This window comes from Paenibacillus sp. FSL H8-0175 (assembly GCF_045040615.1).
Taxonomy (GTDB): Bacteria; Bacillota; Bacilli; order Paenibacillales; family Paenibacillaceae; genus Paenibacillus_AQ; species Paenibacillus_AQ odorifer.
Genome location: NZ_CP150299.1, coordinates 3,193,536 through 3,210,307, shown reverse-complemented (window position 1 = coordinate 3,210,307; position 16,772 = coordinate 3,193,536). Strand labels below are relative to the sequence as shown.

Genomic DNA, 16,772 nt, shown 5'->3' with positions numbered 1-16,772 from the left:
TGTACCATACCAATTTCTTGACATAGAAAAAAGACCGCCCGCTAAGAGAGCGATCTTTAATGAAGGTTAAACCTCCTGAGGACTTTCTACAATCCCGCTGATTTCTTGTTGAATTTGGGATTTAATCTGATCTACATGGTCAAAATCTGTAGCGTCGGCATAGATTGTCTTTAACTCATCCAAAAATACTTTGGCATCAGTCAGATGTTGAATGGATTGTTTCATGGTGCTGGAATATCGCTCTTTAATACTTGCGATGGCTTCGGCAAAAGCTTCATCCGTACCTGGCTGAATGCACCGTGAATACATATCAACAATCTCGTCGGTAGCACGATCAGGGAAATACTCATGCGGAGCTGTGCTGTCAAAAATAGCAAACCCAAGCTCGCGTACGATAATCATATCAAGGCTGTTCGGATCGAAACCACAGTGGTAAATCTCAACATTGACACCACGTTTTATTCCTTCAGCCGCCAATTTTTTTAAAAGTGTAGATTTACCGGAACCCGCGCGACCTTTTACAAGATATCTTTTTAGCCCTGCGGTTAAATTAGGTACAAAATCCACTGCACCCTTAGGCGTAGCTGCACCTAAAAAACGGTGATCCACCCGGCTTACTTTTTCGAAGTTCTGATCACCATACAGAAGTTGAATATACTCCTGAGTCAGCTCATCAGCGGCTTGGAAATTCATTGTCGCAATATAAATCGCTTCCCATTCGTCATGAATGCGGAGTGCTTCAGCAAAGCCTGAATAAGCGAGTTCATGCTCTTCCGTGTACTGATCAACTAAGCTGTCGATCTCAATACAACGCTGGCTTAACTGGAGCGTATCGACGGCCTGCTCCAAATTCACATGTATGATGGCCTCTTCAGGCAATTCTGGCTTAATGACCCGTGGAGCCGTACCATCTATAATTCCTACTTTTAATTCAGGAATAACCACTCCGTCGAGTGAATCATTATCTGACGCTGCGTGAATTAACCAGATCTCATAACCTTGTTGAGCCAGAAGATCTCCAATTTCTCGAATGATTCTAGTTTTCCCCGTACCGGGGCCTCCTTTTAAAACAAACAAACGTGTTAAACCTTGCAATGACGACTCATAGAGGTTAGAGAAGCCGTGAGCTGTGTTGCCGCCAGCAAAGAAATTCAGGATTGTTCCGTCCATAATCGCACACCTTTCCGGGCTGATGTCATATTTCATTGTTCATCTTATTAACGTTCTGCGGGAAGGGTGACGCTTTAGAAATCGAAGTTAAGCAGGAATCTAACATTTCTGTGACAACACACTCTTGGATTATTCTTAATTGTATTTGCTCAGTATCTCTTTCGCTTCCCTCTGCGTTATATTTCCTTGCTTGACTTGTTGCTCACAGTAAGGTTTAACCTTAGCAAGAAGCTCTTCCTTCGTGTCAAACGGGCCAAATGAGATAACCTCACCGTTGTCCGACGAAATGGTTTCACTGTAGACAGAAGTACTTATTTCAGTCGCATTAGAGGACAACATCATGTCGTCCTGACCATTCACGGTCTTTGAAATTTTTGTCCCGTTCTTAATATCAGCAAGATTTTTTTCATACCTAGCGATAACATCATCCACACGCTTCTGTGTCCATGTGAACCACCCATCTCCTGAGGTCCATGCTTTTCCTCCAATTATTTTTGGGAGTTCTATTTTTTCATCTTCGAGCCAAGCTTTGTATTCATCATAAGTCCACCATTCTACATCTGAAACGGGATATTTTGCTTCATACTCCACTTGGTTCATCCATGTCTTTCCTCCATTCGTTGAGTACTGAATATTATCATTGTCCCCACGAGTCAACACAGATGAATCTTGATTCGTGTTCAAGCCAACAGACTTCGCTGAACTGGTTGCAAAAACAGCCGTAGCACCAACAACTAAGACAATGGCTAGAACAGTCGCAGCGGTGGTCGTTTTTTTCATCTTCATAATCATCATAATCCTTTCTTCAATCGCATTTTTTGAAAAATGATTGCTTAAAGGGTTTAGCTTATTCTTTCGTTCTTCCATTGTTATAAGAGACATCGCATAAGCTCTTTTCGTTGTTTCGCCAAATGATCGCACAACCGTTTCATCACAGGAATGTTCAATATCACGATTAGCCAGCATATACATGACCCACACTAACGGGTTAAACCAATGAACACAGAGAACAGCTGTTAATATCAGCTTCGTTATCTGATCGAATCGTCGAATATGTACTAGTTCATGCATAAGAATGTATTGTATCTGCTCAATATTACTCCAGTCTGTATTTTTCGGCAGTAGGATTACTGGATGCTTAATTCCATAGGTTAGGGGTGAACGGATTAAATCCAATTGCCGGATCTGTATCGTGCGAGTCAACTTATGTTCATCTAGCCACTTCAAAGCAACGGGATGATCAACAGGCAAAGAAGCATGAAATTCTCTTCGACATTTCACATAAGTGATGATGAAGTACAATGCGGAAATAACCATACCCATTATCCAAATGACTAAGATAGACGAGATAGCAAAAGACAAATCGTTATTAATCGACTGAACCTCAGACGTCGAAGTCGAACCTACTAGATTCATGGTTAAGGTTAGTGGGGAGGACGGATTAACGAAAGTCACATTGTTCGAATTATTCAAAGGTAAACTATCAACCCATGTGTAAATACTAAATGGTGACGGCAAAGAAAAGGGAATCAGTAGTCTGTATACAACCACCCCCCATAACACCATAAAGGTTTTCTTAGGCAGCTTATTGATGACCAGCGATCGAATGACAATAATAGCCACGATCATCACCGCAGCAGTAAAACTCATATTCATAAAGGTGCTCATAGGCCATCACCTCATTCAACGTTATCGACGATTTGTTTGAGCTTCTCAATCTGTTGAGCAGATAATTTCTTACGCCCAAGTAAGGATGCAAATAACTTGTCGACAGAACCATTGAACACCTTGTCAATCAGCTCATCTGTCTCCATTTCTTGTACCTGCACCTTAGCAATTAACGCATGACACATAAAATTAGGTTCATAGCGCTCAATTGCACCTTTACCAATACACTTTTTGATAACAGTATAAGTTGTATTCATATTCCAACCAATCTCAGCCTTCAAAATATCAGAAATTTGTTTGGCAGACCTATCTCCTTCTTTCCATAACACTTCCATTACTTTAAGTTCCGAATCAAAAAGTTTAATAGTCATTTAAATCATCTCCTTACACTATTGCAATAGTTTGGGTCTTGGATACAGACTACTCCAATAGTTTGACGAAGTCAACACTGCTGCTATAGTTATTTTCAACAGGAAAATTCGTGGTTGTACTGAAACTTCCGAGGAAATGGCAAACTAAAGAAAGGGCTACCACTAGGCAGCCCTCTTTAATCTTTTGAATACCATCCGACATCACTTCACAAAACGATCCAAAAACCTCTTAATGACGGGAACATCTGGAGGAGACAGCTCGCTTGGCAATTCTGCATAATTAAAAAAACGCAATTCTTGCACTTCAATTCCATCTACTTTTAGCGCCCCATCAAAGTCTGTGCATAGATACGCAGCCACAACATTATATACTTCATCCCCGTGCGGGTATTTATAATAAAGATCTTTTCCAGAGAACATGTCGAACAATTCAAGACCTTTGGCTGTTAAGCCCGTTTCCTCAAAAAGCTCCCTCTTAGCGACCTCTTCTAAAGTCTCCCCAAGCTCCATCGAGCCACCTGGCAAACCCCAGCATCCGTTGTCCGTTCTACGTTGTAATAATAATTGATGATTGCTGCACAATAAAACACAGGCTCCTGCCATTATAAGCGGTCTGGTACCTACCAGCTTTCTTAACTCCATAATATAATCGCTCAAAAAACTACATCCTTTCTTCTAATAGGCTCAAATATCCTAAGCTAATTAAAATTTATTTCTTTTTCTGCACATGAAAACCATTGTCTTGCGCGTAATTTTCAATGCTCCAAATACCTATTCCCCGCTCTCGCGCCTTATCCTGAATCGCTCTAAATTGATCTACGTATTTTGTATTAGGTGCAAATACATAGGCTACACGTGCATAACCCTGCTCTAGCAGAATCTCATTGAACATTTTCCCATCTATATAGAGGTAACAAAGTAGGCGGCCATATTTGTCCCGCTCCGATACATCTAGTTCAATTTGTACATCTTTATCCGTAAGCATCTTTTTGGCGAAATCAGAAGCTTCTAACGAAAAGGGCTGTGGTTCGGGGATGTTCGGATTCACTGACTCTGGAGTATCGACCAGCAATAAACGAATGGTTTCCTTTTTGCCGCCTATAGTCAGCTTCATGGTGTCACCATCGACTACTCGTGTTACCTTTGCATCTATTAAACGTTTGTTGTCCTCTGTTGTATTGTCTGGCGTAGAACCCAATCCAGAACTGGAATCAGCCGTAATCGTTGGAACTGGCTCTAAAGTAATCTGCTCGGCTAAGTTGCAGGCAGTTGTTGTTCCAAGTAAGAGTGTGATAGCTAAAAAGCTTTTTACTAGATAAATCTTATTCATTGTTAACCTCTTTCTTATACACGTATGTAATTTCATGGGGTCTATTAAAAATAAATTAAAAAACTTAAAAACACAAGACTGTACTACTAATCATAGAAAACAGCGACAGCCATGTACCAGAAAAAAGATACTTGGCTATCGCTGTTTCGCCTTTACTCTACTTCCACCACGTTTAATTTGGAAATCTTTATTTTGATTATGATCGATAAGAAAGCAAGCAGGGAAAACATAATTCCGATCCAGATGAGTTGATGTATTCCTGCGTGAGAAATAAACCAACCACCGATAGCAGTCCCTATAGTAATTCCAAGGTTGGAAAATGAGATAAACAAGCTGTTACCGAATTCGGGAGCTTCTTTCGCTTCGGTCGTTAACCATGCTTGACTGACAATCAGTCCGCCGGAATGCACTGCCCCCCAAATGATTATGATAACAACCATCGGAAGGAAATAAGAACCTAGATAATATACGAATAAGTAAGTTACCGCATATAACAATGGAAACATGATAACGGTCTTTGTAATGCCTTTATGCAAAAGGCTTCCAAATAAAAAATTCCCAAAAATCATGATTATCCCAAAGGTCATCAACATGATACTAATCCCTGACCCGTTCATATGTGTTACCTGCCCAAGATATTCAGCAAAGTAACTGTACACAGAAAACATAGCTGCAAAGATAAAAATAACTGCCACAATATTTAACCACAATAGGGGTTTGCGTAAAATATCAAGTTGTTTACCATATGACATTTTTTCTTTAACTGGCATGGAAGGAAGCCAAGCTAGTATTCCTAAAAAGGCAATTATACTTACGACAGCTCCAAACAGAAAAGCGACTTCTAACGAAATTTTGTCCGCGAGATAAGAAGTCAAAGGCACACCAAAAGCAAACCCGACCGTTATTCCGGCGAAAATCTTTGTAACTGCTTTGGTGCTCTTTTCCGGAGGGACAAGTTGGGCAGCGGTAACAAGTGCAACTGAAAAAAACACGGGATGAAAAATAGCAGGGATAATACGGAAAATCAGCATTACTTCAAACATGGTCGTATACGCATAAACAATATTTGAAATTGCAAAAATAAGTACAGCAGTTAATAGAATTATTTTACGATTAATTCCAGAAGCCAATAAGGTCAGAAATGGACCTGAAATAGCAACAACTAAAGCAAATATACTTACAAGCCATCCAGACTGAGAAGTTGATATATTAAATTTTTGAGTTACCTGTGGCAGAACACCTATAATCCCCATTTCCGTTGTAATAATGCCAAATACGCCTAAAGCCAAAATAATAATAAGCAAAGGGTTAACCTTTTTCATTTTAAAATAATCCTCCATTTATATTCACATATTTAGATTTGTAGATATGTATTACCAAAAAAAAGCCCTTCCTCCTTTCTCCTATAGTTTCTCTTTAATATAATCGGAAAACTCTTGAATTGTCTTTTCATTTCGACGATAATACGTCCACTTCCCAATTCGCTCAGATTCCAGCAAACCAGCTTTTTGCATAGTCAATAGATAGCTCGAAATAACCGACTGTGCAAGCCCCGCTTTAGCTTGAATATCTCCCACGCAAATCCCAATTTGAAAATTTAGGCCTTGTTGTAAATAAGGCTTTTCATCAAAAAATTCCTCGGGAGTTTTTAGCCACATCATAATTTGACTACGAGTCTCGTTAGACAACGCTTTGAATATCAATAAAGGTTCCATGTGTTCCATTATATCTATTTTTATAGATTTGTAAATACAAAAGATGCCGATGTCTCGTTGTTGCAATAACATTATGTAGATTCATATTTCGTATCGAATTGTTCGTTTAGTGAATTAAATATTTCCAAATCAACCAGCACAGCAGTACGGATACCCACGAAATGAAACCGAAAATCATCACGATTTTGTTCTCACTCCATCCGTATTTTAAGCTGAAATGGTAATGGATCGGAGCCATCCGGAATAGCCGCAGCTTCGTCCGTTTGTAGTACCAAACTTGTAAAATGACCGACAACTGCTCCGCAAAATAAACGAAAAACAAAATCGGAATCAAAAGCTCAACCTTTTCAATGACAGCCAGAACGGAAAGGGAGCCACCGATCGCGAGTGATCCAGTATCGCCCATAAACGCTCTTGCTGGATAAATATTGTAAAGCAAAAGTCCTAGCAGACAACCGATCATAACAAGTGAAAATGTCTGCACTTCAGGTTTGTCCGAAATCATAAAAAAGAAAAAATACGACGGTATGGCAACATTGATCAGTAGCCCATCGAGACCATCTGTAAAATTGATGGCATTCGCGGAGCCGACCACAAACAGCAAAATGATAGTCACATAAAGGTATAAAGGCAACTGCAGATTTTGGCCTTTAAATAACTCGATATTACTCGTCAGGCCGAACGAATGGAACAACACATATAATATAATTCCAGTAAAAAGAAATTGAAGCACTAGTTTTGAGCGGCCGCTGATGCCGGATGGGTTTTGCCAAAAAGCCTTTTTGAAATCATCCAAAAATCCGACTGAACTAAACAACAAAAACGCAACGCATAAGAGTAACATTAGAGGCCCGGGTTGAAAATGCAGCGAAATCGCTATCCCGATAAGCAGGATCAACCCTGCCATTAGTGGTGTACCCCGTTTGGCCTGATGATCTGCTGGAAGCTCGGCACGAATTGGCTGCGTTAACCTCAGTCTATGCAGCGTCCAGATTAATAGAGGCGTAAACACCGCCACCAGAAGAAAAGACAGGCCGGAAACAGCCAGAATTCCATACATATAACGAACTCCCCTCTTTGAAAAAGATCATTTATAATACTCACAAAATATTTCTAGAGTTAATGAGGTCGTCTGTAATTATGTACTCTTTTCATCTGTTGATAAAGAGAAATTATTCTATTTTTATTTCCTGTTTTCTGCTGTGAAACTGCCGGGAATTTTCTATAAGCAGATCCCAAAGCGTAAACTTGCCCAATGAGAAAGTTTGCACTTTGGGCAAGTTTACATTAGTATATAGTCATTAATCCTAATCTTCACCACAATAACAGCCATATGGGAGGTGTATACATAAAATTATGATTAAACAAACGTTGAGAGATTTCAAAAAAGAAGCCACTGAAAAAGCGCTAGCTGAAGCGGCATTCGAACTTGCACTTGAACATGGGTTAGACGGTTTTGTTGTTGAAGATATCGTGCAAAAAGCTGGCTACTCCAGAAGAACTTTCGCAAACTATTTCACATGCAAGGAAGAGGCAGTTGCGATGGGAGCAGTTACCGTACGGAACACGAATGAGTATGAAGAATTGCTCACCAAAATTCCTGATAATGCCTCCCTGCTGGATACCTTATATCAACTAATTAAGATGCAACTTACATCTGAGCTTATAGGGAGGTTGCGTGAGCTTTCTTTACTTTCCCGAAAATTCCCAGCTCTCGAGCCCCATTATCTAAGAGCAATACATCTTACGCAAACTGGAGCACAAAAAACATTGTTGCACTTGTCAAATGGTAAGTATGACGAGGTCTATACTTATCTGCTTATAAATTCGGTTTACGGAACTGTACTTCCCTTAATTGACGGAAAACTTAATGTGCTGCTTCCGGGACAAACGACGAGCGACGATCCAAGTCCTGAAACGCTTACGTTCGATCAATTTTTGGAAACTATTTACGGATATTTACGCAACGGATTCTAATAGGCTAACAATCAGTTTTCATCAACGAGGGAGTGTAAAATAGATACATGTCAACATTATTATACAGAGTGGGAAAAACCGCTTATCGCAAACCTGGGTACTTCATTTTAGGTTGGATTTTAATTTTAGGAATTGTCATCTCTATGATCAGCATGAATGGTATTCATATCAGTTCAGAAATGAAGATTGAAGGCACAGAATCGCAAAAGATTTTGGATCAATTAGCAAAAGAACTTCCGGCTGCATCTGGTGGACAAGGAAGTGTCGTGTTCAAAGCACCTGAAAATGAGCGATTGGATACGCCAGAACGTTTGGCAGCGATCACTAAAGGTGTTAATGAGGTTTACGGTATAAACGAAGTGATTAATCCTGCGGATTACGCAGCGGAAGCAAGTAGTTCAACTACTGAAGCAACTCAGGCTGCCAGTATGGATCAGTCTGTAGCAGCCACAGCACCCCTTTCCTATGGTCCTCTGATGGCAGATGGCGTTCCAGTACCTGGAGTTATTCTTTCCGCAGACGGTAGCATTGCATTGTTCCAATTCCAGTTTACTATTGAGCAATCTGCTATCTCTCAAGATATTTTTGATTCTGTAATTGATACCGTCAAGAATGTCGAGAAAGATACTAACATTACTGTACTGCCGGGCGAGACACTTAAATCAGTATCTATCGGTGTAGGATCAGCTGAGATTGTCGGACTTGTCATTGCTGCAATTGTTTTGCTGGTGACGCTTGGCTCTGTCGTTGCAGCAGGTCTGCCCCTTATAACTGCACTGCTTGGAGTCGGCATCGGTGTAGGTGGAGCATTTTCTATTTCCAAATTCATTGAAATGCCTAGTGTCACTTCCGTCTTGGCGCTTATGATTGGATTAGCCGTCGGAATCGATTATGCTCTTTTCATTGTAAATCGCCAACGCCGGATGATTATTGATCAAGGATTAAGCGCACAAGAAGCTGCGGCTAGAGCTATTGGCACATCCGGCAGCGCCGTATTTTTCGCCGGTTTGACGGTTATTATTGCTCTCTGCGGTATGCTTGTAATCGGGCTTACTTTCTTATCAACGATGGCGTTAGTAGCAGCAGCTACCGTCCTCATCAACGTATTTGTTGCCTTAACCCTATTGCCGGCATTGCTCGGATTGGTGGGTGAACGCATCTGTTCGCCTAAAGCTCGCAAGAAAAACAAGGATCATCATAAAACGGGTAACCGCGGTATAGCTGATAGATGGGTTAAATTCGTCATCAAGTATCGTTGGGTCACTATTGTTGCCATCGTCGTGGTACTTGGCGTAGCAGCAACCCCTATAGCCAAAATGGAAATGGGCATTCCCGGAGCTGCCTCAGCGAATTTGGATACGGTAGCAAGACAAAGTTATGATGCTATATCCGAGGGTTTTGGAGAGGGCTTTAACGGACCGCTTATTTTGGTTGCAGAACCAAAGAATTCTTCCAATCCAGTCACTCCGGAGCTCCTAGGAAATCTTGTAAAAGAGCTCCAAGCTCAAAAGAATGTCGCGTTGGTCACTCCTCTGGGCATGACTAAGGATTTGGCTATCTTCAGTCTGATTCCAGAAACGGGTCCTAGCGATATAACAACCAAAAATCTGGTGAATGATTTACGGGCTACGGAATCTAGTATCGCTCAAAGTAATGATGTTAAACTCGGGGTTACCGGATTTACCGCTGTTAACATCGATATGTCGGCCAAACTGGCAGATGTATTTCCCATTTATGTAGGAATCATCATTCTCCTATCGCTCATTATTCTTCTGTTGGTATTTCGTTCGATTATCGTTCCTATCAAAGCTACGATCGGCTTTCTGCTTAGCATACTCGCTACCTTCGGGATCACCACAGCCGTGTTCCAATGGGGCTGGCTCCATTCTCTCTTTGGTTTCGACACCGGTGGCCCATTGCTAAGCTTTATGCCAATCATCGTTACGGGTATCCTATATGGGCTTGCGATGGACTATCAGGTTTTCCTTGTCAGTTCCATGCGTGAATCGTACGTTCATGGTCATGAGGGATCAGAGTCCGTTGTTCATGGATACAACCAGGTGAGTCGTGTCGTAGTAGGTGCTGCTATAATTATGATCTCCGTTTTTGCAGGGTTTATTTTTACGGATGATGTCATGATTAAACAAATCGGCTTTACACTGGCCGTAGGGATCTTAATCGATGCTTTCATTATTCGAATGGGATTAGTTCCTGCTGTAATGTCTATTTTCGGCAACAAAGCTTGGGCACTTCCAAAATGGCTCGACCGTATTCTGCCAAACCTAGATGTCGAAGGCGAGAAACTGATTGCTACACTCAATGCTAAAGACAAGTCTAATTCCATGAAATAGATACAATAATAAACAGCCTGAGTCCTGTATTCCTAGGGGTTCAGGCTGTTTTGTTTCTGTGGTAGGGTTCACTTCCCGCGAAGAGCAGATGGGCAAGGCTCTGGAAATTATCTCATTGAAGATTAAGGATTAAAGCGGGGCGCACACCGTAACAAGCTAAGTTGACATGTCCGTAACTGCGAATACTGCTACGAGTACCTACAAAATACGCACGTGAGGAAATCGCAGGTTGAGTTCTCAGCCACCACCATGAGCAGCCAAACTCTTCATCCTTCTCAAGGATATAATCAGCTTTGACTTTTTTATCATACACATACAATTTACATCCATCGTTCTTTTTCACTTTGGAGAATCCCGTTCCTATCGCCCTACGCTTCGCACGTAAAGTATCTTCTCCAAGTTTAAAGGTGAATTCATTCGCCTCCGAAACACTAAGCAGAAAAATCTTATCTTCCGTGTTTATACTTCCCTCTCCGTTATCTGTGCATTGTGTAGTCTTGATGAGCCTGTGCTCGGAGTCATTAAAAGCGGCATTATAAAACTCATCGTTCAACCACTTTCGCAAATCGGAGTCATGCCATGTAACGTCAACATATTCACCGTGATACCGCCTGCAGTCCAAAATATACTCGCTCAAAATGAACAGTTCTCTACCTGAATTTTGCAGCACCCGCCACTTTATCGGCATTTGGTCTGCTCCGTCCGCCATTTGCGGATAAGCGCCAAAAGTAATTAGTTCGCCGGGTTTCGCCCGCTCATACATGGAAGCAAGATTATCATTTTCATTACAAATCATAATTATAAATTCTGTAGTTCCTTTAACGATTTCAGCTTCCCTGCTAAATCCTAGTTTTTCATACAAGCGTATCGCTCTATCGTTGAACTTCGCCACTGTCAGCCGCTTTGGTTTTTCCTCGCATCTCTCATTAATATAGTTAAGGACTGTTGTGAAAAATAGAGTCCCATTCCCCTGTCCGGTTAACTCAGGCTTCATTCCTAAACCCACATCTATAAAATCCTGAGAATATGTATATTTATCATTTGGAACCTGTGCTGGACTTCCTACACAGAAGAATCCGATCAATTGTTTATCTGCATCAAGTACAGAAAAAAATGCTTCCTCTAGCATTTCACTTATAGCTTCAGGAGTTAGTTCATTATTGTAAAAATCATAGGGTGGATCATATTGCCAGCTTAAAATATCCCAAGCAGCATCAGCATTCAGCTTTTCCACGTAAAGTTCCAATTTCGCATCCCCCTTTGTTTTCAAAATCGATAAGTCCCTAAGAGTCTAGCTCTGCTAACTCCTGAAGGATTGTCTCTACATCACCATCAGGATTTAACGCTTTGATCATCTCTTTTGTAATGGCTGCCCCCTCATAAACTTGTGCAACAACCTCTAAAGGGAGTGTGAGTTCAAAATAACCTTCGGCAAATTCCACAAAATCCTCAGCTGTGCGGAAAATAGTCCCTAGCAAAAAGTCCGAACCATCTTCTACCTCCGCTGGAATCTCTACCTTCCCCTTCTGCCACGTCAAATCATTATTTTCACGCCAAAAACAAAAAGTAACATCATCCTTAGCTATCGCCTCATCTTCCAGTAAAGACAATAGCGAGGTTGGGACCTCTTCATAGATTCCTGGCCAAACTTCATGTTCGTCACGCGCATATGGACTTACTTCGGACTCATGATCAAAACCTTTAATTACCGTTCCTTGAGGTGTAAAAATAATAAACAAATTATCGCCTGAGCCATTATCGATCGATGCTAGAGAAACATTCTTATCAAATTTAGAATCAAAACTATGATAGCGAAGCCATTCCTCTGGACATAAGACAATATTTAGAGAAGCAAGTATTTTCATAAGTTTTTTTAAGTTTTCGGGTGCTGGTAAAATATCTAACACATTCATCTATGATTCCTCCCCATTGTAGATATAAATGATTTTAGCATATTCATGAATTCCGGGTGAAAAAAAAGACTACCCGAAGGTAGCCTTTCCAACTTAACAAAACACTAGCTTAACTTAAGACCCCGCACCTTTATATCTTCGTACGCCATAACTCCAGGCTAACAAACCAATCCCCAGGAATATAGCGCCTACTACAGGTGTCATCAGAGCAAGGCTGGTCATCTCCTCCCGCTGTAGAAAAAGCGCGGCTGGATACACTCCGACGAATGCAAATGGAATGATCCAAGTAAGCAATACCTGTATAGCACGATTGTAAATCGTTACCGGGTACCGGCCATAAGTCTGAATGTTGTACATTAACGGAAGAATGCCGGTAGGAGCATCCGAATAGAAAGACAATGAAGTCAACGTTGTGTAAATCCCCGTATAGATGGCGACCGCACTTAACGTTAGAACGATCAGAGCCGGTATCGTCCACCATTCAAAAGGAAGACCCAGATTGCTGCCACTGATGGCCATAATAATAATACCTATGAATGAGCCCATAAGTGCTGGTGGATCAACATTTTCCAAAAAGATCTGGAACAAATTATGAGCTGGGCGTGTCAAAATACGGTCCATCTCACCTTTAACGATGTAACGTTCACTAAATCCCCATAGATTCACAAAACAACTAAACACCCCAAATGGCACCATAAAGAATCCATAAACGAACACTACTTCATTCTGATTCCAGCCGCCCAGGCTATCTGTGTGCATAAAAATTACGAGAATAAAGATAAAGTTGGTAGCTTGAAAAAGTAAGTCTGAAATGACCTCTACCCAAAAGTCAGCGCGATAGGTGAGCCGGCTCTTCATATAGTTTTTGATATATTCAATTAATAATCCCAGGTAATACATGTTTCCTCAACCTCCCTGCACGAAGAGACGCTGCCGCGCCGCATGATATAACCAGACAATTGGAATCAGCAATACTAGGAACCAAATAATTTGTATCCCTAATACATTCCATATTCCAACCCCTTGCACCCGTCCCGTAAACACTGAACCTGGCAAGTAGGTAATCGCCTGAAACGGCAGCACCTCAAGTACGGAAGATAACCAGTTAGGAAACAGACTGATCGGTACGATTAAGCCGGAGAATAAGTCTACAATCACCCGCTTCATTCGCATCATGCCTTCATTATTTTCTACAAAAAATGCCGAGAGCCCTGTGATGATATTGATCTGTGAATTAATTAAAAAGCTGAAAAAGAGCATCACCAGGAACCCTGCCCAAGCAGATGGCGCTGTTGGCAATTGAACCGGGAACAGCAGCATCGCTATCGCCATGCCGGGAATCATAAATAAAAGGAAGCGGAACATTCCCTCTCCAAGACCTTGCATCATTTTGACTAAGACATAGTTATAGGGCCTTATAAACTGGATAGCGATACTTCCATCACGGATATCCGTAGAGATCTCGCGGTCTAGGTTATTAAAATAAAAGGCTCTAGCCATCCACGACACAGCAACATATGATGTCATTTGCGTTGCAGTAAAGCCACCCAATGAATCCCCATTGCCATAAATGGCCATCCAAGTGAAATAGTTAACCCCAATATTCAGTGAATAGATAAGAATACCTGAGTAGTAGTTAATCCGATAAGCAAGCATGGTAAGAAAACGGATGCGTATAAAATCTAAGTAAGCCCCGAATAGTAATTTACGGCTATTCTCCTGAGGACCGCCAGAAGATGAACTTCCTGAGGAGGAAGACATAGCTGTTGCAGGATTAAGCTTATCAGACATGTAAAGCCTCTCTTTCATCCTTCAGAGCGGCAGCCATTTCATCAGGCTTGTCTGCAGACCCGGATTGATAAATACTGCGAACAATATCGTCCGTATTGGTCTCTATGATTTTGATATCAGTAATGTCTGCTTTTCCCACTACTCTGCCTAATACATCCGATACATTTAGCTCTAGCGGTATCCAGACAGACGCCCCTAAATCGTTCTCCGCAGACCAAGTAACAGGCAATCCCTCAGTCCATAACTCAAGTTGCTGACGTTTCGTTGCATTTCCAAATTGAAATTGAACCTCACGTCCGGTTCCCCAACGCTGCTTCAGGTCTTCCAGTCCTCCGTCATAAATGATACGGCCATCATCAAGCATTATCACTCGGGAGCAAAGCGCCTCAATATCTTGCAGGTCATGTGTAGTCAGCAGTATGGTTGTCCCATGCTCGCGGTTCATATCTTTCAGGAATTCACGGATCTCTGACTTCACCACAATATCTAAGCCAATGGTCGGTTCATCCAGAAATACAATCGATGGATTATGAAGCAATGCTGCCACTAATTCACAACGCATCCGCTGACCTAGACTAAGCTTACGAACCGGACGATTCAGCAGTTCTTGCAGTTGCAGTCGTTCGACCAATTCATCCAGCCGTTTCTTGAAATCTTGTTCAGACACCCGGTAAACCTTGCGCAGGAGCTGGAACGACTCAATCACGCCAATGTCCCACCATAGCTGACTTCGTTGCCCGAATACCACACCGATATTTTTCACGAATTTCTCGCGCTCCAAATACGGAACATACCCACCTACTGTCAGGTTTCCGGAAGTCGGCACGAGAATACCTGTGAGCATTTTGATCGTGGTCGATTTCCCAGCACCGTTCTCGCCGATATATCCACAGATCTCACCTTCAGGAATGGAAAAGGAAATGTCCTTCACCGCAGTCACTTCCGTATATTCCCTTTTAAACAAATCAGCGAAGGCCCCTTTGAGACCCTCGCGGTTTTTTTGTACTTTGAATGTTTTGCGTAAGTCTTGTACTTGAATAGCAGTCATATTGTACCTCACTAAGCTTAGAGTTGGTTCCCAGTACCCCATTATAATAGAAGAAGCGCAAAAGCACTACTTCAATCTTTACTTAGCCAGTCTTTCATTTAGCGAATGGGTGTCCTTCACAGCTTCTAAATGCCCTGAGCGAGCGACTTTAGTCCGCAAATATTTCTCGTTAAAAGAAGATACATCTCCCCATAACGCTACTCTTTTCACGGCATTCATCCCTGCAGCCTTGAGCGCATCCAATTTCTTCGGATTATTCGTAATCAGCGTCACTGGTTTGTGACGTAAAGTTTGCAGAACACTGATTGCCTCTTCGTAGTTTCTTGAATCATCAGCAAATCCCAACTCTAAATTAGCCTCAACTGTATCGTATCCTTCTTCCTGTAAAAGATACGCTAAAGATTTGCTGAACAGGCCAATGCCTCTTCCTTCATGATTCGCGAGATAAAATAATGCCCCAGAGCCATGCTCAACAATCATTTTCATGGATTGATGCAGCTGGAAGCCGCAATCGCAACGTTTACTGCCAAAAATATCGCCAGTATGGCAGATGCTATGCATCCGGATCAATGCATCCTCAGATTCTTCGAAATCGCCATATACCAACACACTGGATTGTTGTCCTTCTGCTAAGTTCATGGATGGCAAACGTGAAATTAAAGCTGCCGTTGCTTTACTGCTATCCTCTTGAAGAAGCTCTGCATCCGTTGTATTCAGCCAGTTGTACCATTTAAAAACAACGGTCTCGCCGTCTAAATTCACCGGTAACGTGATCGGTCCAACCAATATATTTGTGGAATTTGCTAAAGGAATTCGCGTGATTTTATTCTGTAAAATAGAAGTGATTTCTGGTTTAATCATAATTACACCTTCCTCATTGTTCATCAATGCTTAGATAGAGCTAAGCATAAGGATAAAATATTAGTTAAATTATAAGTAACTATTTGTAAGTAAGTTTATCATTGTAATATAACTTCGTCAAGTTATAATATATCTTTAAATATTTATAATTACTTTATGTAAGTTTATGATATAATGAATGTCGAGGTGATATTATGAATGATTTCAACATGTGTCCTCGCTTTGAAAAAGCGGTAGACTTGCTAAGTAAACGTTGGGTCGCGCTTATTGTTTTCGTGCTTATGCCAGGGCCACGCCGTTTTGGTGAAATTGAGAGCTGTCTGTCCAATCTCAGTGGCAAGGTGTTATCTGACCGATTGAAGGAAATGGAAACCGAAGGCATTATAGAGCGAACTGTATATCCTGAAATGCCAGTACGTATTGAGTACTCTCTGACTCCAAAAGGCACAGCGCTTGCTCCTATACTTGGTGAAATTGGAAACTGGTCTACCGAATGGATTGAGCTTGGTATTAAGAAATGATTCCCGCTACACAACACAAAGAGCCCTAATTGTCCCGATCATGAGACAAGAGGGCT

General features: G+C 41.5%; 17 protein-coding genes. 3 read left to right on the top strand and 14 right to left on the bottom strand.

The window, feature by feature from the left end; translation table 11 throughout:
* Positions 1–66 precede the first annotated feature (66 nt).
* The 8 genes from MHH46_RS14320 to mraY form a co-directional block, all read right to left on the bottom strand.
* Positions 67–1,170: a PRK06851 family protein gene (locus MHH46_RS14320; RefSeq protein WP_076190047.1), complete on the bottom strand. Its 1,104-nt coding sequence runs from the start codon at positions 1,168–1,170 to the stop codon at positions 67–69.
* 135 nt (positions 1,171–1,305) lie between these two features.
* A complete protein-coding gene (locus MHH46_RS14315) occupies positions 1,306–2,838 on the bottom strand; it encodes a M56 family metallopeptidase (protein WP_076190046.1) in 1,533 nt (510 codons plus the stop codon).
* A gap of 11 nt (positions 2,839–2,849) precedes the next feature.
* Positions 2,850–3,209, bottom strand: a complete 360-nt coding sequence (locus MHH46_RS14310; RefSeq protein WP_076126183.1) for a BlaI/MecI/CopY family transcriptional regulator — start codon at positions 3,207–3,209, stop codon at positions 2,850–2,852.
* 201 nt (positions 3,210–3,410) lie between these two features.
* Positions 3,411–3,851 (bottom strand): NUDIX hydrolase, encoded by a 441-nt coding sequence (locus tag MHH46_RS14305; protein WP_076126240.1) that lies wholly within the window; start codon positions 3,849–3,851, stop codon positions 3,411–3,413.
* 67 nt (positions 3,852–3,918) lie between these two features.
* Complete coding sequence (locus MHH46_RS14300) at positions 3,919–4,539, bottom strand: thermonuclease family protein (RefSeq protein WP_076126181.1); 621 nt, start codon at positions 4,537–4,539, stop codon at positions 3,919–3,921.
* Positions 4,540–4,691: 152 nt separating this feature from the next.
* The gene (locus MHH46_RS14295; protein WP_076190045.1) at positions 4,692–5,861 is read right to left on the bottom strand and encodes an MFS transporter; all 1,170 of its coding nucleotides are present in this window, start codon (positions 5,859–5,861) and stop codon (positions 4,692–4,694) included.
* An 81-nt stretch (positions 5,862–5,942) separates the two neighbouring features.
* A complete protein-coding gene (locus MHH46_RS14290; protein WP_076190171.1) occupies positions 5,943–6,254 on the bottom strand; it encodes a helix-turn-helix transcriptional regulator in 312 nt (103 codons plus the stop codon).
* A 106-nt stretch (positions 6,255–6,360) separates the two neighbouring features.
* A complete protein-coding gene (mraY, locus tag MHH46_RS14285) occupies positions 6,361–7,314 on the bottom strand; it encodes a phospho-N-acetylmuramoyl-pentapeptide-transferase (RefSeq protein ID WP_076190044.1) in 954 nt (317 codons plus the stop codon).
* A gap of 296 nt (positions 7,315–7,610) precedes the next feature.
* Between mraY and MHH46_RS14280 the strand changes: the two genes are divergently transcribed.
* On the top strand, positions 7,611–8,231 hold the full coding sequence (locus MHH46_RS14280; protein ID WP_076126175.1) for a TetR/AcrR family transcriptional regulator: 621 nt from the start codon (positions 7,611–7,613) through the stop codon (positions 8,229–8,231).
* A gap of 143 nt (positions 8,232–8,374) precedes the next feature.
* A complete protein-coding gene (locus MHH46_RS14275) occupies positions 8,375–10,582 on the top strand; it encodes an MMPL family transporter (protein WP_405132616.1) in 2,208 nt (735 codons plus the stop codon).
* Positions 10,583–10,694: 112 nt separating this feature from the next.
* Here MHH46_RS14275 and MHH46_RS14270 read toward each other — a convergent pair whose 3' ends face one another.
* The 6 genes from MHH46_RS14270 to MHH46_RS14245 all read right to left on the bottom strand — a co-directional run bounded on the left by MHH46_RS14270 (position 10,695) and on the right by MHH46_RS14245 (position 16,195).
* A complete protein-coding gene (locus tag MHH46_RS14270; protein ID WP_256717158.1) occupies positions 10,695–11,828 on the bottom strand; it encodes a GNAT family N-acetyltransferase in 1,134 nt (377 codons plus the stop codon).
* A gap of 37 nt (positions 11,829–11,865) precedes the next feature.
* Complete coding sequence (locus MHH46_RS14265) at positions 11,866–12,495, bottom strand: hypothetical protein (RefSeq protein WP_076190042.1); 630 nt, start codon at positions 12,493–12,495, stop codon at positions 11,866–11,868.
* A 114-nt stretch (positions 12,496–12,609) separates the two neighbouring features.
* Positions 12,610–13,395 (bottom strand): ABC transporter permease, encoded by a 786-nt coding sequence (locus MHH46_RS14260; RefSeq protein WP_076190041.1) that lies wholly within the window; start codon positions 13,393–13,395, stop codon positions 12,610–12,612.
* A gap of 6 nt (positions 13,396–13,401) precedes the next feature.
* Complete coding sequence (locus tag MHH46_RS14255; RefSeq protein WP_051491475.1) at positions 13,402–14,151, bottom strand: ABC-2 family transporter protein; 750 nt, start codon at positions 14,149–14,151, stop codon at positions 13,402–13,404.
* A 127-nt stretch (positions 14,152–14,278) separates the two neighbouring features.
* Entirely contained in the window at positions 14,279–15,334 is a 1,056-nt protein-coding gene (locus MHH46_RS14250; protein ID WP_076126169.1) for an ATP-binding cassette domain-containing protein, read from the bottom strand.
* A 78-nt stretch (positions 15,335–15,412) separates the two neighbouring features.
* Positions 15,413–16,195: a GTP cyclohydrolase II gene (locus MHH46_RS14245; RefSeq protein WP_076183786.1), complete on the bottom strand. Its 783-nt coding sequence runs from the start codon at positions 16,193–16,195 to the stop codon at positions 15,413–15,415.
* Between the two features lie 194 nt (positions 16,196–16,389).
* Between MHH46_RS14245 and MHH46_RS14240 the strand changes: the two genes are divergently transcribed.
* The gene (locus MHH46_RS14240) at positions 16,390–16,716 is read left to right on the top strand and encodes a helix-turn-helix domain-containing protein (RefSeq protein ID WP_036686688.1); all 327 of its coding nucleotides are present in this window, start codon (positions 16,390–16,392) and stop codon (positions 16,714–16,716) included.
* Positions 16,717–16,772 lie beyond the last annotated feature (56 nt).